14 protein-coding genes are annotated in these 18,272 nt (G+C 66.8%); 10 read left to right on the plus strand and 4 right to left on the minus strand.

Going from position 1 to position 18,272, the window contains the following annotated elements:
- Positions 1-63: 63 nt before the first annotated feature.
- Both B3E94_RS23275 and preA read left to right on the plus strand, forming a co-directional pair.
- Positions 64-1,431 carry an NAD(P)-dependent oxidoreductase gene (locus B3E94_RS23275; RefSeq protein ID WP_236235469.1) on the plus strand — a complete coding sequence of 456 codons (1,368 nt, stop codon included), beginning with the start codon at positions 64-66 and terminating at the stop codon, positions 1,429-1,431.
- Positions 1,431-2,705 (plus strand): NAD-dependent dihydropyrimidine dehydrogenase subunit PreA, encoded by a 1,275-nt coding sequence (preA, locus tag B3E94_RS23280; protein ID WP_286915389.1) that lies wholly within the window; start codon positions 1,431-1,433, stop codon positions 2,703-2,705. Before B3E94_RS23275 ends, preA begins: the two co-directional genes overlap by 1 nt.
- Before the next feature lie 139 nt (positions 2,706-2,844).
- Here the strand turns inward: preA and B3E94_RS23285 are convergent, their stop codons facing one another.
- Positions 2,845-3,465 carry a TetR/AcrR family transcriptional regulator gene (locus B3E94_RS23285; protein ID WP_176517301.1) on the minus strand — a complete coding sequence of 207 codons (621 nt, stop codon included), beginning with the start codon at positions 3,463-3,465 and terminating at the stop codon, positions 2,845-2,847.
- A gap of 170 nt (positions 3,466-3,635) precedes the next feature.
- On the opposite strand from B3E94_RS23285, the gene B3E94_RS23290 reads away from it, so the two are divergent.
- Positions 3,636-3,908: an HU family DNA-binding protein gene (locus B3E94_RS23290; protein ID WP_286915390.1), complete on the plus strand. Its 273-nt coding sequence runs from the start codon at positions 3,636-3,638 to the stop codon at positions 3,906-3,908.
- Between the two features lie 5 nt (positions 3,909-3,913).
- Here B3E94_RS23290 and B3E94_RS23295 read toward each other — a convergent pair whose 3' ends face one another.
- The 3 genes from B3E94_RS23295 to gnd all read right to left on the minus strand — a co-directional run bounded on the left by B3E94_RS23295 (position 3,914) and on the right by gnd (position 8,305).
- Positions 3,914-5,710, minus strand: a complete 1,797-nt coding sequence (locus tag B3E94_RS23295; protein WP_286915391.1) for a glycoside hydrolase family 15 protein — start codon at positions 5,708-5,710, stop codon at positions 3,914-3,916.
- A 109-nt stretch (positions 5,711-5,819) separates the two neighbouring features.
- Positions 5,820-7,325, minus strand: a complete 1,506-nt coding sequence (zwf, locus tag B3E94_RS23300) for a glucose-6-phosphate dehydrogenase (protein WP_286915393.1) — start codon at positions 7,323-7,325, stop codon at positions 5,820-5,822.
- Positions 7,322-8,305, minus strand: a complete 984-nt coding sequence (gene gnd, locus B3E94_RS23305; RefSeq protein ID WP_236235474.1) for a phosphogluconate dehydrogenase (NAD(+)-dependent, decarboxylating) — start codon at positions 8,303-8,305, stop codon at positions 7,322-7,324. The genes zwf and gnd overlap by 4 nt, the downstream gene beginning before the upstream one ends.
- A gap of 203 nt (positions 8,306-8,508) precedes the next feature.
- Between gnd and B3E94_RS23310 the strand changes: the two genes are divergently transcribed.
- The 7 genes from B3E94_RS23310 to B3E94_RS23340 all read left to right on the plus strand — a co-directional run bounded on the left by B3E94_RS23310 (position 8,509) and on the right by B3E94_RS23340 (position 18,202).
- A complete protein-coding gene (locus B3E94_RS23310; protein WP_236193566.1) occupies positions 8,509-8,676 on the plus strand; it encodes a DUF6026 family protein in 168 nt (55 codons plus the stop codon).
- Positions 8,677-8,828: 152 nt separating this feature from the next.
- On the plus strand, positions 8,829-9,278 hold the full coding sequence (locus B3E94_RS23315; protein ID WP_286915394.1) for an SgcJ/EcaC family oxidoreductase: 450 nt from the start codon (positions 8,829-8,831) through the stop codon (positions 9,276-9,278).
- 492 nt (positions 9,279-9,770) lie between these two features.
- Positions 9,771-11,330, plus strand: coding sequence for a glycogen synthase GlgA (gene glgA / locus B3E94_RS23320; protein ID WP_286915395.1), 1,560 nt, complete (start codon positions 9,771-9,773; stop codon positions 11,328-11,330).
- A gap of 14 nt (positions 11,331-11,344) precedes the next feature.
- Positions 11,345-13,087: a malto-oligosyltrehalose trehalohydrolase gene (gene treZ, locus B3E94_RS23325; protein WP_286915396.1), complete on the plus strand. Its 1,743-nt coding sequence runs from the start codon at positions 11,345-11,347 to the stop codon at positions 13,085-13,087.
- Positions 13,084-15,150, plus strand: a complete 2,067-nt coding sequence (gene malQ / locus B3E94_RS23330; protein WP_286915397.1) for a 4-alpha-glucanotransferase — start codon at positions 13,084-13,086, stop codon at positions 15,148-15,150. The genes treZ and malQ overlap by 4 nt, the downstream gene beginning before the upstream one ends.
- A complete protein-coding gene (locus B3E94_RS23335; RefSeq protein WP_286915398.1) occupies positions 15,147-17,921 on the plus strand; it encodes a malto-oligosyltrehalose synthase in 2,775 nt (924 codons plus the stop codon). Before malQ ends, B3E94_RS23335 begins: the two co-directional genes overlap by 4 nt.
- A 14-nt stretch (positions 17,922-17,935) precedes the next feature.
- Positions 17,936-18,202 (plus strand): DUF2934 domain-containing protein, encoded by a 267-nt coding sequence (locus B3E94_RS23340; RefSeq protein ID WP_236235479.1) that lies wholly within the window; start codon positions 17,936-17,938, stop codon positions 18,200-18,202.
- Positions 18,203-18,272 lie beyond the last annotated feature (70 nt).

The following is an 18,272-nucleotide window of genomic DNA, read 5'->3' on the forward strand; positions in this document are numbered from 1 at the left end:
GGGAGCCGGCTTGCCGGCGATTGGGCCCACACCAAGCCCCATAAAAAAAGAGAGGCTACAACCGTGATCGATGCCCTGAACCACCTGCCGCGCCCCCGCGCCGGCAACGATGCGTTGGCCGAGGCCTTCAGCGACCTCGCCCCGCCCCTCACCGCCCGCCAGGCTGCCGTGGAAAGCGCCCGTTGCCTGTACTGCTACGACGCCCCCTGCGTGAATGCCTGCCCGAGCGAAATCGACATCCCCTCGTTCATCCACCGCATCAGCGACGAGAACCTGCAAGGCGCCGCCGAACGCATTCTCTCGGCCAACATCCTCGGCGGCAGCTGTGCCCGCGTGTGCCCGACCGAAATCCTTTGCCAGCAAGCCTGCGTGCGCAACAACGCCCAGGAGTGCGCCCCGGTGCTGATCGGCCAGCTGCAGCGCTATGCGCTGGACAACGCAGGCTTCAGCGAACACCCGTTCCAGCGCTCCCCCGCCACCGGCAAACGCATTGCCGTGGTCGGCGCAGGCCCGGCCGGGTTGTCCTGCGCCCACCGCTTGGCCCTGCACGGGCATGACGTGGTGGTGTTCGAGGCCAGTGAAAAGGCCGGTGGCCTCAACGAGTACGGCATCGCCCGCTACAAGCTGGTGGATGATTTCGCCCAGCGCGAAGTGGACTTCCTGCTGGGCATCGGCGGCATCGAGATCCGCCATGGCCAGCGCCTGGGCGCCAATCTGAGCCTTGCCGAGCTGCGTGAGCAGTACGATTCGGTGTTCCTCGGCCTTGGCCTGAATGCGGTGCGCCAACTGGGCCTTGCCGACGAAGAGGCTGCGGGCATGCTCGCGGCCACCGACTACATCCGCGAACTGCGCCAGGCCGATGACCTCACGCAACTGCCACTGGCCGAGCGCTGCCTGGTCATCGGTGCCGGCAACACCGCCATCGACATGGCCGTGCAGATGAGCCGCCTGGGCGCGCGCGACGTCAACCTGGTGTACCGCCGCGGCCACGCCGACATGGGCGCCACCGGCCACGAGCAGGACATCGCCAAGGCCAACCAGGTACGCCTGCACACCTGGGCGCGCCCCGATGCGGTGCTGCTGGACGATCACGGCAAGGTGCGCGGCATGCGCTTCGCCCGCACCGAACTGGCCGACGGCCGCCTGCGCGACACCGGCGAAACCTTCGAGCTGCCCGCCGACGCCATCTTCAAGGCCATCGGCCAACGCTTCGATGAACAGAGCCTGGGCGACCCCGTGGCCGCGCAGTTGGCCCGCGACGGCGAGCGCATCCGCGTCGACGCCAGCATGCGCACCAGCCTGCCCGGCGTATACGCCGGCGGCGACTGCACAGCCCTGGGCCAGGACCTCACCGTACAAGCCGTGCAACATGGCAAGTTGGCCGCCGAAGCCATCCATGCCCAACTCATGCTCAATGTGGAGGCAGCGTAATGGCCGACTTGTCCATCGTATTCGCCGGCATCAAGGCGCCGAACCCGTTCTGGCTGGCCTCCGCGCCGCCGACCGACAAAGCCTACAACGTGGTCCGCGCCTTCGAGGCCGGCTGGGGCGGGGTGGTCTGGAAAACCCTGGGCGAGGACCCGGCGGCGGTCAACGTGTCGTCGCGCTACTCGGCGCATTTCGGCGCCAACCGCCAGGTGCAGGGCATCAACAACATCGAGCTGATCACCGACCGCTCGCTGGAAATCAACCTGCGCGAAATCACCCAGGTGAAGAAGGACTGGCCCGACCGCGCGCTGATCGTGTCGCTGATGGTGCCGTGCGTGGAGGAGTCGTGGAAGTTCATCCTGCCGCTGGTGGAAGCCACCGGCGCCGATGGCATCGAGCTGAACTTCGGCTGCCCCCACGGCATGCCCGAGCGCGGCATGGGCGCGGCCGTGGGCCAGGTGCCCGAGTACGTGGAGATGGTCACCCGCTGGTGCAAGCAGCACTGCAGCCTGCCGGTGATCGTCAAGCTCACGCCCAACATCACCGACATCCGCCAATCGGCACGCGCCGCCCACCGCGGCGGGGCGGATGCGGTGTCGCTGATCAACACCATCAACTCGATCACCAGCGTCGACCTCGACCGCATGGTCGCCCACCCCATCGTCGGCGACCAGAGTACCCACGGCGGCTACTGCGGCTCGGCGGTCAAACCCATCGCCCTGAACATGGTCGCTGAAATCGCCCGCGACCCGGAAACCCATGGCCTGCCGATCTGCGGCATCGGCGGCATCGGCACCTGGCGCGACGCGGCCGAGTTCATCGCCCTGGGCAGTGGCGCGGTGCAGGTGTGCACGGCGGCGATGCTGCATGGTTTTCGTATCGTCGAGGACATGAAGGACGGCCTGGCGCGCTGGATGGACCAGCACGGGCACCGCAACTTGGAGGCCTTCCGCGGCCAAGCGGTGGCGCACACCACCGACTGGAAGTACCTGGACATCAACTACAAGTCGGTGGCGCACATCGACCAGGACGCGTGCATTGGCTGCGGCCGTTGCCACATTGCCTGCGAAGACACCTCGCACCAGGCGATTGCCAGTACCTTGAAGGCGGATGGGACCCATGCCTACAGCGTGATCGAGGATGAGTGCGTGGGGTGCAACCTGTGCCAGATCACCTGCCCGGTGGAGGGCTGCATCGAGATGGTCGCGCAGGAGACTGGCAAGCCTTATTTGAACTGGACGCAGGATCCGCGCAATCCCTACCGCGAAGCGAGCTGAGTCGGTGGTGGCCTCATCGCCGGCAAGCCGGCTCCCACAGGCAAGCGCTGCACTGCACCCTGTGGGAGCCGGCTTGCCGGCGATTGGGCTGCAACGCAGCCCTAGGGCTGCAACGCAGCGATTGGGCTGCAACGCAGCCCTAGGGCTCCAACCCAATCCCCCGCAGGATCACACTGGTCACCGTCTGCACCGCCCGCTCGAACGCCGGGTCCGACAACGGCTCGCCGCCATTGAGCACCGTCACCTGATAACCAAAGTCGGCATAGTGCTGGGTCGATGCCCAGATCATGTACAGCAGCGCCGAAGGCTCCACCGCCAGGATGCGCCCTTCATCCACCCAACGCCGAATCTTGTCTTCCTTCAGCTTGGCCCAGGGCACCAGGCTCTCGCCCAGGTTCACGCCCAGCAGCGGCGCGCCATGCAGCATCTCTTCGGCCCAGATCTTCGAACCCAGCGGACGTGACCGGGAATGGCCCATCTTGGCGCGGATGTAGCTGGTCAGCACCACCCGCGGGTCGTCGAAGTTCTCGAAGCACAGGGCGTCCTGCTTCCATACATCCAGCAGGTCCTGCAGCACCGCACGGAACAGGTCGTCCTTGGTGTTGAAGTAGTAGTGCAGATTGGAACGCGGCAGCTCGGCCTGTTCGGCGATATCACCCATGGAAGTGGCACCGAAACCCTTCTCGGCGAACACCTTTTCGGCGGCCTGCAGAATCTTTTCTACATTGCGCCGACGAATCTCGATCTTGTGGTTGGCCATGGCCTGTCCAAAACGCCTGAAACCCGTCAAGGCTAACAGTTTTACAGCACCGCAGACCTGATATTTTTGCCAGTTGCGCGCCTTGCCGGGCAGCCCCGAAACTCGGTGTACCGCGCCAGCCTGCAAGCAGGCCGACGGGGCCTTGAACACCTCATTGACAGGATGACCCGATGAACAAGAAAAAACTGATCGATGACATCGCCAAGCGGGCCGAGTTGAGCAAGGCTGACGCAGGGTTGGTGTTGAAAGCGTTCCTTGATGCAATCACCGAAACCATGATCAAAGGCCAAGACGTCTCGTTGGTAGGCTTTGGCAATTTCGGCGTGACTGCCGTGCCCAAGCGGGTTGGGCGCAACCCTCGCACCCTTGAAGAAATCACCATCAACGCGCACAAGAAAATCACCTTCAAACCCGGCAAGAATCTGAAAGATGCCGTGAACTGAGGCCTTCACCCACTGCTCGCCCGATCCCGCGCCGGGCACTGCGCCCGGTGCAGGTTCAGCGCCGTGTTGATGATGCCGATATGGCTGAACGCCTGGGGGTAGTTACCCAGCATGCGCCGCCCGGCCGGGTCGTACTGCTCGGCCAGCAGGCCCAGGTCGTTGCACAGCCCGGTCAGCTTCTCGTACAGCGCCTGCGCCTGCTGCTGGCGCCCGAGCAGCACATAGACATCGGCCAACCAGAACGAGCACACCAGGAACGTGCCCTCCCCCGGCGTCAGCCCATCGCTGCAACTGTCGCTGTCATAGCGCAGCAGCAGGCCATTTTTCAGCAACCGCTGTTCGATCTGCTCCAGGGTGCGCAAGAAGCGCGGGTCGGTCGCGGGCAGAAAACCGGTCAGGGCAATCTGCAGCAGGCTGGCATCCAGTTCGCTCGAGCCATAGGCCTGAACGAAGAACGCGCCGCTGGCATCGAGCCCCTGGGCGCAGACTTCGCGGTGGATTTCATCGGCCACCTGGCGGTAATGATGGCCGCGCTCGCGGTCTTCCTCGGTGGTATCGGCCAGCCCCGCCGCGCGGTCGAAGGCGACCCAGGCCATGACCTTGGAATGCACGAAGTGCTGGCGGCCGCCGCGCACTTCCCACACACCTTCGTCCGGCTCGCGCCAGATGCTTTCCACATAGGGCAGGATCAAGCGGGCGATCGCGGCGCTGCGCGGCAGGCGAGGCAGGCCGCCCTTGATCGCTTGGGTCATGGCGTCGGCCAGCTCGCCGTAGATATCCAGCTGGCGCTGCTCGGAGGCGGCATTGCCGACCCGCACCGGTTGCGAGTGCTCGTAGCCGGCCAGCCACGGCAGGGTGTATTCCTGCAGGTCGCGTTCACCGGCCAGGCCGTACATGATCTGCATCTGCTCGGGGTTGCCGGCCACCGAGCGCAACAGCCATTCGCGCCAGGCCTGGGCTTCGTCGAAGTAGCCAAGGTTCATGAAGGCCAGCAGGGTCATGGTGGCGTCGCGCAGCCAGCAGAAGCGGTAGTCCCAGTTGCGCTCGCCGCCCACGCGCTCGGGCAGCGAGGTGGTGACGGCGGCGACGATGCCGCCGGTGGGTGCGTAGGTCATGGCCTTGAGGGTCAGCAGCGAGCGCCGCACCAGGGCGGTGTAAGGGCCGACATCCGGGCAACGGGCGGCGAACGCCTGCCAGTGCTCGAGGGTGTGCGCCAGGGCCTGGTCGATGTCGCAGTCCGGCTGCACCGGCAAATGCGAGGGCTGGTGGCGCAGGCTGAACACGTGGCGTTCGCCTGCGCCGACGCGAAAGCGCGCGACCGTGTGGTGGTCGCGGGCGTGCGAGGGCACGCTGCTGCACAGGATCAGGCGGTCGGGGCCGGCCACGGCGCTGAGGGTCAGGGGGTCGAGTTTTTCTACCCAGGGCACGCTGCGCCCGTAATCGAAGCGCATCACCAGGTCCATTTCGAAACTGGTTTCACCCGAAAGGCCTTCGACGATGCGCACCACCGAGTTGACCTCGTCCAGCGGCATGAAATCGAGCACGCGGGCGCGGCCGCTGGCAGTGACCCAGGTGGTTTCCAGTACCAGGGTGTCGTCCAGGTAGGTGCGGCTGCTGTGTTGCACCGGGTCGGTCGGGGCCAGGCGCCAGCGGCCGTTTTCTTCGTTGCCCAGCAGCGCGGCGAACACCGCGGGGGCGTCGAAGCGCGGCAGGCACAGCCAGTCCAGGGAGCCGTCGCGGCTGACCAGAGCGGCGCTGCGGCAGTTGCCGAGCAGGGCGTAGTCTTCGATGTGGGCGGGCATTGCTACTCCTTATAGGTTTGCCTGTACCGGCCTCATCGCCGGCAAGCCGGCTCCCACAGGTACACACAGGCCTGTGGGAGCCGGCTTGCCGGCGATGAGGCCGGTACAGTCACCCCAGCTTGTGCCATTCACGCTTGTCACGGGTCAGCAACTCATCCCCAGCCTCCGGCCCATCCTCACCCGCCGGGTACTCATGCACCTCGCCATCCTGGGCCCAGGCATCGAGAAACGGCTGCACCGCACGCCAGCCGTTCTCGATGTTGTCGGCGCGCTGGAACAAGGTCTGGTCGCCGGTCAGGCAATCGTAGATCAAGGTCTCGTAGCCGGTCGCCGGGGTCATCTTGAAGAAGTCCTTGTAGGCAAAGCCCAGCTCGACATTCTCCATCACCAGCTCCGGCCCCGGCCGCTTGGCCTGCAGGTCGAACCACATGCCCTCGTTGGGCTGGATCTGGATCTTCAGGTAATTGGGCTTGGGCCGCTCCAGCTCCGACTCGCGAAACTGCGCGTAAGGCGCCGGCTTGAAGCAGATGGCGATCTCGGTGTCGCGCACGCTCATGCGCTTGCCGGTACGCAGGTAGAACGGCACGCCGGCCCAGCGCCAGTTGTCGATCATCACCTTCAGGGCCACGTAGGTTTCGGTCTGGCTATCTGGCGCCACCTTGTCTTCCTGGCGATAGCCCGGCAGGCGCTTGCGCCCCTGCTTGCCTTCGCTGTACTGGCCCCGCACCGAGTTGCGCAGGGCCATTTTCGCCGACCAGGGGCGGATGGCGCCGATGACCTTGGCCTTCTCGCCACGCACCGCATCGGCACCAAAGGCCGCCGGAGGCTCCATGGCGACCATCGCCAGCAGCTGGAACAGGTGGTTGGGCACCATGTCGCGCAGGGCACCGGTGTTGTCGTAGAACGCGCCGCGGGTTTCGACGCCGACGGTTTCGGCGGCGGTGATCTGCACATGGTCGATGTAGTGGTTGTTCCAGAACGATTCGAACAGCCCGTTGGAAAACCGGCTGACCAGGATGTTCTGCACCGTTTCCTTGCCCAGGTAATGGTCGATGCGGTAGATCTGCCGCTCGCTCATCACCTTCAACAGGCAGGCATTGAGCGCTTCGGCGCTGGCCAGGTCAGTGCCGAAGGGCTTCTCCACTACCACCCGGCGGAAACTGCCGCCAGACTCGTCGAGCAAGCCGGCCGCGCCCAGGCGCTGGGCCACTTCGGGGAAGAAGCGCGGCGAGGTGGCCAGGTAGAAAATGGCGTTGCCATGGCTGGTCTTGTCGATGCGCTTGGCCAGGGCCGTGTAGGTGGCCGGGTCGAGAAAGTCGCCGGTCTGGTAGTCCAGGTTCTTGGCCAGGCGCGCCCACAGCTTCTCGTCCAGGCACTTGCTGGCGCCCTCGCCGCCCTTGTCACGCTCGAGCATGAAGGCGTGCAGGCGCTCGGCGAATTCCGTGGCCGTGGCGGCGTTGTGGTCGACGCCGACGATGCGCAGGTTGCGGTCGAGCAAGCCGTCCCGGCTGAGGTTGTACAGCGCCGGCATCAGCAGGCGCTTGACCAGGTCGCCATTGGCGCCGAAGAGGAACAGGGTGCAGGGCGGAGCAGTCGGTATGGTCTGTTTGGTCATGCGTCTTTCTTCTCGACGTGGCCACCGAAGCCCAGGCGCATGGCGGAAAGGATCTTGTCGCCATAGGTGCCCTGCTGCTGGCGCGAGCGAAAGCGGGCGAACAGCGCGCTGGACAGCACCGGCACCGGCACGGCCTGCTCGACGGCGGCGTCGATGGTCCAGCGGCCTTCGCCACTGTCGGACACCGAACCGCTGAACTGGGCCAGCTGCGGGTCGGCCACCAGGGCATCGGCGGTCAGGTCGAGCAGCCAGGAGGTAACCACGCTGCCGCGTCGCCACACTTCAGCGATCTCGGCCACATTCAGGTCGAAGCGCTGGTCTTCGGGCAGTTCCGTGCCGCCTTTGCTGCGCAGCAGGTCGAAGCCTTCGGCGTAGGCCTGCATCAGTCCGTACTCGATGCCGTTGTGCACCATCTTCACGTAGTGCCCGGCGCCTGGCGGGCCGGCATGGATGTAGCCATGCTCGGCGCGCTGGTGCTCACCCTCGCGGCCATGGGTGCGCGGTATATCGCCCACGCCCGGGGCCAGCGCCTTGAACAGCGGCTCCAGGCGTTCGAACACGTCCTTCTCGCCGCCGATCATCATGCAGTAGCCGCGCTCCAGGCCCCAGACCCCGCCCGAGGTGCCGACGTCCAGGTAGTGCAGGCCGCGCTTGGCCAGCTCGCTGGCGCGGCGCATGTCGTCCTTGTAGAAGGTGTTGCCGCCATCGATGATCGCATCGCCCGGCTCCAGCAGCTCGGCCAGTTGCGCGATGGTCTGCTCGGTGGGCTCGCCCGCCGGCAGCATCACCCACACCGCCCGCGGCGCCTTGAGCTTTTGCACCAGCGCACCGAGGTCGTGGGCACCCTGGGCGCCCTCGCCTTCCAGGGCGACGATGGCCTCACGGTTGCGGTCGTTGACCACCGTGCGGTGTCCGGCGCGCATCAGGCGCCTTGCGATATTGCCGCCCATGCGGCCCAGCCCGACGATTCCCAGTTGCATGAGCCGATGCTCCCCTTCGAAAATGAATGACAATGCAGTTCAGCTTCACAGATTAGTCCAGCACGCGCCCCAAGGGTTCAGCGACGAACGGCGCGACAACGTCAAACAAAAAAGTTCCCATCGGCTGCGAAAGAATTCAGAATGCGCGCCGCGTGAAGCGTCTACGCTTTAAATGTCACCAGCCAGAACCGCGAGGTGTACTCATGGGTACCTTGATGCCAGCCACTCCAACCCAGACCCTCTATGTCTCCGTGCGCCGCGATGAGCTGCGCAAGTTGAAGGACGAACGCGAGCAGCTGCGCCAGCAGGTCGCTCAATTGCACATGCTGCTGGAGCAGGCACGTTCCGGCGACAAATCCGTCAGCCTCTGACCCTCTCCTGGCGTGGGAGCTTCCCCGCTCCCACCCTGCGCTGCGCAAAAGCAGTGCTAGCCAAACGATTTTTCCGATAGTTGCGCCACGTCGCGCTTTCTACAGTAGCCGCCGTCACGGGCCCAGCCAGGAGCCCCGCCAACGGAGCTAGCATGAACATCGCCAAATACTGCCTGCCGATAGCCCTCGCCTCCCTGCCCTTGCACGCTGCGGCCCAAAGCTGCGAAACCGTCACCGAACAACAAGCCCTGGCCTTGTTCGAAACCTGGAACGACAGCCTCAAGAGCGGCGACCCCAAGCGGGTCGCGCAGCGCTACCAGCACGATGCGCTGTTGCTGCCCACGGTGTCCAAGCATCCGCGCCTGAGCCAGCAGGAACGCCTCGACTACTTCGAGCACTTCCTCGCCGAACAGCCCAGCGGCAAGCTCGACAGCCACCACTTTCAAGCCGCCTGCAACACGGCAACCCTCGCCGGCCTCTATACCTTCGATTTCGCCGCCACGGGCAAGCAGGTGGCTGCACGCTACAGCTTCACTTACGCCTGGGATGGCCAGCAATGGCTGATCAGCCATCACCACTCTTCGCTGCTGCCTTCGACCTGAACTTGGCGCGGGGCGCAATGCCCCGCTTCAGGGCAAACCTGGCCCTCGCTCGCTGCAAAATGAAGCACGCCCACCTCGCTCACCTGCCCCTTTTCTACCCCGCCTCGGCACCTACTGCGCACGCCAACGTTTGCGTCTAGCCCGCGTCATAACGAAAGTGACCAGTGGGTCACCTTTTTAGCTCCAGCTCTCCTACACTCAGTTTCCGGCCCGCCATTTGCTCAGGGAAGAAGCGACGGAAATAAGTCGAACTTTTGCAAACGGTGGCGGGTCAGCAACATAAGTAGGCCATGGCAAAGGGGCACCCCTCGCCAAAGCCCACCCACCCCAACCCGCTCAATCGCCTTCGGCCGGAATGCCGATTGCGCCGTGCCTGCGCGCACGACCCTGGGGCAAGGACCGCACTACGAAGATACGAACCAGAGAAAACCAACAACGAAACAAGAGCAACGGGTGCCAGCACCCGGCCACAACATAGGGACGGAGAGAAGTATGATCAGTGCCGCTGTCGAACCTCACGTAGATTCATTCAACCCGGAAAACCGCGAACCCCTCACCCCGGGCTTCGCCACGACAGCCAAGGCACCCGGCGCCCAGCGCCAGCACAACCCGAACAAGCGCAAGATCCTGTTCGTCACTTCGGAAATCGCCGACCTTGTGAAAACCGGTGGCCTGGGCGACGTCTCCGCCGCACTGCCCCGGGCCCTTGCGCACCTGCACGATGTGCGGGTACTGATCCCCGGCTACAGCCAGGTGATGGAAAGCGACAACCCCATCCATATCGTCGGCGAACTCGGTGGCCACGCCGCCCTGCCGCCGTGCAAGATCGGCCGCATGGACATGGCCGACGGCCTGGTCATCTACGTGCTCATCTGCCCCGAGCTGTACCAGCGCGACGGCACGCCCTATGGTGCCAACAACGGTCGCGACTGGCCCGACAACCACATCCGTTTCGCCCGCCTGGGCCTGGCCGCCGCCGAAATCGCTGCCGGCGAAGGCAAGATCCACTGGAAGCCCGAAGTGGTGCACGCCCACGACTGGCCTGCCGGCCTGGCCCCGGCCTACATGCACTGGCGCGGCCTGAATACCCCGACCCTGTTCACCATCCACAACCTGGCCTACCAGGGTGTGTACAGCCGCGCCTGCAGCCCGGAGCTGGCGATCCCCGACCATGCCATGCAGCAGGAAGGCATGGAGTTCTACGGCAAGCTGTCGTTCCTCAAGGCCGGCCTTGCCTACTCCAGCCACATCACCACGGTCAGCGCCACCTACGCCCGTGAAATCACCACCCCGGAATTCGGCTGCGGCCTGCACGGCTTCCTCGCCAGCAAGGCCCAGCAAGGGCTGCTCGGCGGCATTCCCAACGGCATCGACGAGAGCTGGGATTCGGCCACCGACACCCACCTGCAGCACAATTTCAGCATCAACGACTGGGAGGGCAAGGCACGCAACGCCGAAGCGGTGCGCCGCCTGTTCGAACTCGAACCGTCCAGCGGCCCGTTGTTCGCCGTGGTCTCGCGCCTGGTGTACCAGAAGGGCCTGGACCTGACCCTGGGCGTGGCCGACTACATCGTCGAGCAAGGCGGCCAGATCGCCATCATCGGCCGCGGCGAGCCGGAAGAAGAACAAGCCATGCGCGAACTGGCGCTGCGCCACCCGGGCCGCATCGGCGTGCGCATCGGCTTCAACGAAACCGATGCCCGGCGCATGTTCGCCGGCAGCGACTTCCTGCTCATGCCGTCGCGCTACGAGCCCTGCGGCCTGAGCCAGATGTACGCCCAGCGCTTCGGTTCGTTGCCGGTGGCGCGCAATACCGGCGGGCTGGCCGACACCATCGAGAACGGCGTCACGGGTTTTCTGTTCGACGAATCGACCGTGGAAAGCTACCGCGAGGCGCTGAGCCGGGCCTTCTATATCTATGAGAAGAAGAACCTGCTCAACGCCATGCGCTGCCTGTCCATGACCCAGCCGTTCAACTGGTGCCAGGCGGTCGAACCCTACGCCCGCCTCTACGAGGACCTGGTCAAGCAGGCACAGTTCAGCCACTACTGAGCGGGGATTCGAAGATGCACAGGCATGGCGCACACCTTCTGGACGCCACGTCGGCGCGCTTCGCCCTGTGGGCGCCCGATGCGCGCAGCGTGAGCTTGGAGTTGCAGCAGCAGCCGGCGATCGAGCTGCTGCGCGAAGACAATGGCTGGTTCACCGGCGTGGCGCCCTGCCAGGCCGGGGACCGCTACCACTACCGCATCGATGGCCAGTTGCAGGTGGCCGACCCGGCCTCGCGCTACCAGCCCGAAGGGGTGCAGGGCCCAAGCCAGGTGGTCGACACCCAGGCCTATGCCTGGCAACACCCCTGGCACGGCCGGCCCTGGCACGAAGCGGTGATCCAGGAGCTGCACGTCGGCGTGCTGCAAGGCTACGACGGCGTCGCCCGGCAGCTGCCGCGCCTGGCCGAGCTTGGCATCAGCGCCATCGAGCTGATGCCCATCGGGCAGTTCCCCGGTGAGCGCAACTGGGGCTATGACGGCGTGCTGCCCTATGCACCGCAGCACAACTACGGCAGCCCCGAGCAGCTGTGCGCGCTGGTGGATCAAGCCCACGGCCAGCGCCTGATGGTGCTGGTGGACGTGGTCTACAACCATTTCGGCCCCGACGGCAATTACCTGCACCAGTACGCCAGCGCGTTCTTTCGCGAGGACCGGCAGACGCCCTGGGGCGCCGCCATCGATTTTCGCCGCGCCGAAGTGCGCGAGTTCTTCATCCAGAATGCCCTGATGTGGCTGTGCGAATACCGCTGCGACGGCCTGCGCCTGGACGCTGTGCACGCCATCGATGCACCGGACTTTCTCGTCGAACTGGCGCAGCGTGTGCGCGCCGCCATCGAGCCAGGCCGGCACGTGTGGCTGGTGCTGGAGAACGAGCACAACCAGGCATCCTTGCTCGAACAGGGCTTCGATGCGCAGTGGAACGACGATGGCCACAACGCCCTGCACGTATTGCTGACCGGCGAAACCGAAGGCTACTACGCCGACTACCAGCAGCGGCCGATCGACAAGCTGGCCCGCTGCCTGGCCGAAGGCTTCGTGTTCCAGGGCCAGGCCAACCGCCACGGCACGCCACGCGGCGAGCCCAGCGGCCACCTGGAGCCCAGTTCGTTCGTGCTGTTCCTGCAGAACCACGACCAGATCGGCAACCGCGCCCTGGGCGAGCGCCTCACCCGCCTGTGCCCGCCCCAGGCCCTGCGCGCAGCCACCGGCCTGCTGCTGCTGGCGCCGATGATCCCGCTGCTGTTCATGGGCGACGACGACGGCAGTTGCCGGCCCTTTCTGTTCTTCACCGACTTCCACGACGAACTGGCCGATGCCGTGCGCGAAGGCCGGCGCGGCGAGTTCGCCCACTTCAACGCCTTCGCCGACCCGGCCCAGCGCGAACGCATTCCCGACCCCAACGCCGAGCAGACCTTCGAAGCTTCGCGGCCCCAGCGCCAGGAGGTCATCGCCGGCTGGCACGGCCTCTATCAACAGCTGCTGGCGCTGCGCCGCATCCATGTGATCCCGCACTTGCCCGGCAGCCGCGCGCTGGGCGCCGATGTGCTGGGCGACAAGGCCCTGACCGCACGCTGGCGCCTGGGCGATGGCAAGACCCTGCGCATCGACCTGAACCTTGCGCCCACGCCCCAGGCAGTCACCTTGCCCGCCGCCGAACAGCGCCTTTACGACAGCAGCGACACCACGCACCCAGACACCGCACTGTCGGCCTACAGCTGCGTGGTCAGCCTGCTTGCCCCTGGCCAGGAGAGCCCATGAGCGAAACCGCCCTGCACCGCCTGGCCGCCCGCGTGGGCCTTGCCCGCGATTGGGTCGATGCCAACAACCGGCCACAACAGGTCAGCGACGAGGTGCTGCGCAAGGTCCTCGATGGCCTGGGCCACCTGGCTGGCGACGACAACGAGGTGCACAGCAGCCTGCAGGCGGTGGAAACCGCCGAGGACAGCCAGCACCTGCCGCCACTGCTGACCGCCGACGTGGCTGAGCCGCTGGCCTTGGCGCACTACTTCCAGCCCGCCAGCACCGCGCGTTGCACCCTGGAAGATGGCAGCCAGCGCAACGTCGCCCTCGACAGTCAGGCGCGCCTGCCCGGTGTGTTGCCCGTCGGCTACCACCAGGTGGAAATCGAAGGCCAGCGCTTCACCCTGGCCGTGGCGCCTGCGCGCTGCCACAGCCTGGAAGACGCGGTGCAACCACCACCACGCTGCTGGGGCCTCGCCGTGCAGCTCTACAGCCTGCGCCGCAGCGGCGATGGCGGCTTCGGCGACTGCCTGGCCCTGGAGCAACTGGCACGCAGCGCCGCCGAGCGCGGCGCCGATGCCCTGGCCATCAGCCCGATCCATGCCCTGTCGGCGGTTGACCAGCTGCACTACAGCCCTTATTCGCCCTCCAGCCGCCTGCTGCTCAACACCCTCTATGCCAGCCCCGCCGCCGTGCTCGGCGAGCGCGCCGTGCGCATGGCCATCGAGGCCTGCGGCCTGGAGCAGACCCTCGAAGACCTGGAACAGCAACCGCTGGTCGACTGGCCACGGGCCGCCAACGCCCGCCTGAGCCTGCTGCAGGCGCTGTACCAGGACTTCAGCCAGGGCGACCACCCGCTGCGCAAGGACTTCGACAGCTTCCGCGCCGCGGCCGGCCAGGCCCTGGAGCACCACTGCCGCTTCGAGGTGCTGCAGGCGCAAGCCGTGGACCACGGCCTGGGCGGTGACTGGCGCAACTGGCCCAGCGCCTGGCACGACCCCTACCACCCCGAGGTCGAAGCCTTCGCCAACGCCTACCCGGCCAAGGTCGAGTTCCACGCCTTCTGCCAGTGGCTGGCCGACCGCAGCCTGCAACGCGCCCAGGAAGCGGCGCGCAGCAACGGCATGGCGGTGGGCCTGATCGCCGACCTGGCGGTGGGCGCCGACGGTGCCGGCAGCCAGGCCTGGAGCCGCCAGGACGAGCTGTTGGCCAACCTCAAGGTCGGCGCGCCACCGGACATCCTCAACCGCTCGGGGCAGGACTGGGGCATCTGCGCCTTCTCCCCCGAAGGCCTCAGGCGCAATGGCTACCGCGCCTTCATCGAGATGCTGCGGGCCAACCTTGCGCACGCGGGCGGCCTGCGCATCGACCATGTGATGGGCCTGCGCCGCCTGTGGCTGATCCCCCGCGGCTGCAAGCCCAGCGAAGGCGCCTACCTGCATTACCCGCTGCAGGACCTGCTGCGCCTGCTGGCCCTGGAGTCGGCTCGCCACCAAGCGATCATCCTCGGCGAAGACCTTGGCACGGTGCCCGAAGGCCTGCGTGAAGCGCTGGCCGCCAAGCACGTGCTGGGCATGCGCGTGCTGCCCTTCGAGCAGACCCAGCCTGGGCACTTCAAGCCGATTCTCGACTGGCCGGACGATGCCCTGGCCACCACCGGCACCCACGACCTGGCGCCGCTGGCCGGCTGGCTGCAAAGCCGCGACATCGACTGGAGCCAGCGCCTGAAGCTGATCGACGCCGCCACCGAACTGCACTGGCGCCACGAGCGGCAGAAGGAGCGCGACGGCCTGCGCCGCACCCTGGAAGCCAACTACGGCCCGCAAGCGGACAACGACGCGCTGATCGATGCCGCCATCCGCTACGTCGGCCACACCCGCGCGCCGCTGGTGCTGATCCCGCTGGAAGACCTGCTGGGCAGCGATGAGCAACCCAACCTGCCCGGCACCACCGAAGGCCACCCCAACTGGCGCCGGCGCTTCGCCGCGCCGGTGCGCGAACTGCTCGACGATGACGATGCCGCACGCCGCCTGGAGCTGTTGGCCCAGGCCCGCGAACAAGCCTGGGAGCGTGACCGATGAAGCCCTTGAGCGCGACCCTGCGCCTGCAGTTTCACAGTGACTTCACCCTCGACCACGCCGTGCCGCTGGTGCCCTACTTCGCCCAGCTGGGCATCAGCCATGTGTATGCCTCGCCGATCCTCAAGGCCCGCGCCGGCTCACGCCATGGCTACGATGTGGTCGACCCGACCCAGGTCAACCCGGAGCTCGGTGGCGAAGCCGCGCTGCAGCGCCTGGTGGCCGCCCTGCGCCAGCACGGCATGGGGCTGATCCTCGATACCGTGTCCAACCACATGGCCGTCGGCGGCGCCGACAACCCCTGGTGGCAGAGCCTGCTGGCCTGGGGCCGGCGCAGCCCCTATGCCGAGTTCTTCGACATCCAGTGGCACTCCAGCGACCCGCTGCTGGCGGGCCAGCTGTTGCTGCCGTTCCTGGCCAACGACTATGGCCTGGTGCTGAAGAATGGCGAGATGCCGCTGCAGTTCGACGCCCAGCAGGGCGTGTTGCAGGTGGCCCACCACGAGCACCGCTTCCCCATCTGCCCGGTCGATTACGGCTGGATCCTTTCCCTGAGCCCGGAGCCGACCTTGCAGGCGCTGGCCGAGCACTTCACGGCCCTGAACGACGCCGCCGAGCCGCTGGCCGCCGCCGCGCCGTTGCACGCCGAACTGGCGCGCCTGGTGGCTGAAGGCGCAGACCTGGAATCGGCCCTGGTGGCCTTCGACAGCCGCTGTGAAAACGGCTTCAAGCGCCTGCACCTGTTGCTTGAGCGCCAGACCTACCGCCTGGCCAGCTGGCGTACCGCCGCCGACGACATCAACTGGCGGCGCTTCTTCGACATCAACGAGCTGGGCGGGCTGCGCGTGGAGCGCGCGGTGGTGTTCGAGGCCACCCACGCCAAGCTGTTCGAGCTGATCGAGCGCGGCCTGGTGGATGGCCTGCGCATCGACCATATCGATGGCCTGGCCGACCCGCGCGGCTACTGCCGCAAGTTGCGCCGGCGGGTCACCGGGCTGCTCGCCAGGCGGCCCCTGTCGGCGGCGCTGGAGCACTTCCCGATCTACGTGGAAAAAATCCTCGGCCAGAGCGAGCACCTGCACCGCGACTGGCTCACCGACGGCACCACCGGCTACGAGTTCATGAACCAGGTGTCGCTGCTGCAGCATGACCCGGCCGGCGAGGCACCGCTGACCGAGCTCTGGGCCGCCCTGAGCGAGCGCCCGGCGTTCGCCGAGGAAGTGCGCCAGGCCCGCCACCTGGTGCTCAACGCGAGCCTGGCCGGCGACTGCGAATCGGTGGCCCAGGCGCTGCTGCAAGTGGCCCGCGACGACCTGATGACCCGCGACCTGACCCTCGGCGCCATCCGTCGGGCGCTGCAGGCGCTGGTGGCGCATTACCCGGTGTACCGCACCTACTTCAACGCCTGTGGCCGCCCGGCCGAGGACGAGAAGTTCTTCCAGCAGGCCCTGGCCGATGCCCGCCAGGACCTCGCCGAGGCCGACTGGCCACTGCTCGAACAGCTGGCGCACTGGCTCGGTGGCCAACCCTGGCGCCAGCTGCCGCCTGGCCGCCCGCGCAAGCACCTGCGCCACGCCTGCGTGCGCTTCCAGCAGCTCACCGCGCCGAGCGCGGCCAAGGCCGTGGAAGACACCGCCTTCTACCGCTCGGCGCGGCTGTTGTCGCGCAACGATGTGGGCTTCGAGGCCGAGCGTTTCAGCGCCGGCCCGGAGTACTTCCACAACGAAGCCCAGCGCCGCCTGCGCGACTTCCCCGACAACCTGCTGGCCACCGCCACCCACGACCACAAGCGCGGCGAAGACACCCGCGCACGCCTGGCGGTGCTGAGCGAACGCGGCCCCTGGCTGGCCAGCCGCATGGAGCACTGGCGCGAGCTGGCCGCGCCGCTGCGCGAGCAACTGGACGATGGCCTGGCGCCGAGCCCGGGCGATGAGATGCTGTTGTTGCAGACCTTGCTCGGCAGCTGGCCGTTGGGCCTGGACCTGAACGATGGCCCCGCCCTGCAGCACTACGCCGCGCGCATCCGCCAGTGGCAGCAGAAGGCCTTGCGCGAGGCCAAGCTGCGCAGCAGCTGGAACGCCCCCAACGAAGCCTATGAAGCAGCCTGCGCCGGCTATGTCGATGGCCTGCTGCTCGCCCGCGAGAACCAGCAACTGCGCCAGTCGCTGGCCGATGCCGCGCAGCTGATCGCCTGCCCCGGCGCACTCAACGGCCTGGTGCAGACACTGCTGCGCATGACCGTGCCGGGGGTGCCCGACCTGTACCAGGGCAACGAGTACTGGGATTTCAGCCTGGTCGACCCGGACAACCGCCAGCCGGTGGACTACGCTTGCAGGCGGCGCACCCTGGACGACGCCAGCACGCCGGCCGAGCTGCTCGCGCACTGGCGCGACGGGCGCATCAAACAGGCCCTGGTGGCCCGCGTGCTGGACTGCCGCCAGGCCCACGCCGAACTGTTCCGCCGCGGCGCCTACCTGCCACTGACCGTGCAGGGCCGGCATGCCGACCAGGTGCTGGCATTCGCCCGCCTGGGTGAAGGCCAGCGCGCCATCATCGTCGCCCCACGCCTGGCCAGTGGCCTGCTGGGCGGCGCCACGACACCGTTGATCCCGGCGCAGAACTGGGACGACACCCGGGTGATCCTGCCGTTTGCCTTGTCACCTGCCAACTCGACGGGACTTTTCCCAAGTGCCGCTGTCAGCCCTTCAAAGGAACTGATGTTGCGCGCGGTACTGGCGGAGTTTCCGGTCAATCTGTTGATACAACAATCTTGAGCATCAGGAGCGTCATGATGAGTGTCGATGAAAAACGTGTTCGCGAATTCGCCTATCAGATCTGGGAGTCGGAGGGTAAGCCTGCCGGGCAGGAAGACCGCCACTGGGAGATGGCGCGCAAGCTGGCCGAGGCCGAGGCGCTAGCGCCTAAGGCTGCGCCACGCAAGAAGGCGGCGGCCAAGCCCAAGGCGCCTGCCGAACCCAAGGCGGCAGCGCTGCCGGGGGTTAAACCGGCTGCGGCGAAGAAGCCGCGGGCGGTGAAGAAGCCTACTGCCGGCTAAGCCTGGCCCGGCCCCATCGCCGGCAAGCCGGCTCCCACAGCAACAATGCTGCCTGCTTGTGGGAGCCGGC

Source organism: Pseudomonas sp. UBA6315 (assembly GCF_002438125.1).
In the GTDB taxonomy this organism is placed as follows: domain Bacteria; phylum Pseudomonadota; class Gammaproteobacteria; order Pseudomonadales; family Pseudomonadaceae; genus Aquipseudomonas; species Aquipseudomonas faucium.

Excerpts from the sequence above, each read along its gene's own strand:
- B3E94_RS23295 (WP_286915391.1), bottom strand. The coding sequence starts at position 5,710 with ATGCCCGCCCACATCGAAGACTACGCCCTGCTCGGCAACTGCCGCAGC.
- treZ (WP_286915396.1), top strand. The coding sequence starts at position 11,345 with ATGCACAGGCATGGCGCACACCTTCTGGACGCCACGTCGGCGCGCTTC.
- glgA (WP_286915395.1), top strand. The coding sequence starts at position 9,771 with ATGATCAGTGCCGCTGTCGAACCTCACGTAGATTCATTCAACCCGGAA.
- B3E94_RS23335 (WP_286915398.1), top strand. The coding sequence starts at position 15,147 with ATGAAGCCCTTGAGCGCGACCCTGCGCCTGCAGTTTCACAGTGACTTC.
- B3E94_RS23310 (WP_236193566.1), top strand. The coding sequence starts at position 8,509 with ATGGGTACCTTGATGCCAGCCACTCCAACCCAGACCCTCTATGTCTCC.
- zwf (WP_286915393.1), bottom strand. The coding sequence starts at position 7,325 with ATGACCAAACAGACCATACCGACTGCTCCGCCCTGCACCCTGTTCCTC.
- B3E94_RS23290 (WP_286915390.1), top strand. The coding sequence starts at position 3,636 with ATGAACAAGAAAAAACTGATCGATGACATCGCCAAGCGGGCCGAGTTG.
- B3E94_RS23285 (WP_176517301.1), bottom strand. The coding sequence starts at position 3,465 with ATGGCCAACCACAAGATCGAGATTCGTCGGCGCAATGTAGAAAAGATT.
- preA (WP_286915389.1), top strand. The coding sequence starts at position 1,431 with ATGGCCGACTTGTCCATCGTATTCGCCGGCATCAAGGCGCCGAACCCG.
- B3E94_RS23340 (WP_236235479.1), top strand. The coding sequence starts at position 17,936 with ATGATGAGTGTCGATGAAAAACGTGTTCGCGAATTCGCCTATCAGATC.
- gnd (WP_236235474.1), bottom strand. The coding sequence starts at position 8,305 with ATGCAACTGGGAATCGTCGGGCTGGGCCGCATGGGCGGCAATATCGCA.
- B3E94_RS23315 (WP_286915394.1), top strand. The coding sequence starts at position 8,829 with ATGAACATCGCCAAATACTGCCTGCCGATAGCCCTCGCCTCCCTGCCC.
- malQ (WP_286915397.1), top strand. The coding sequence starts at position 13,084 with ATGAGCGAAACCGCCCTGCACCGCCTGGCCGCCCGCGTGGGCCTTGCC.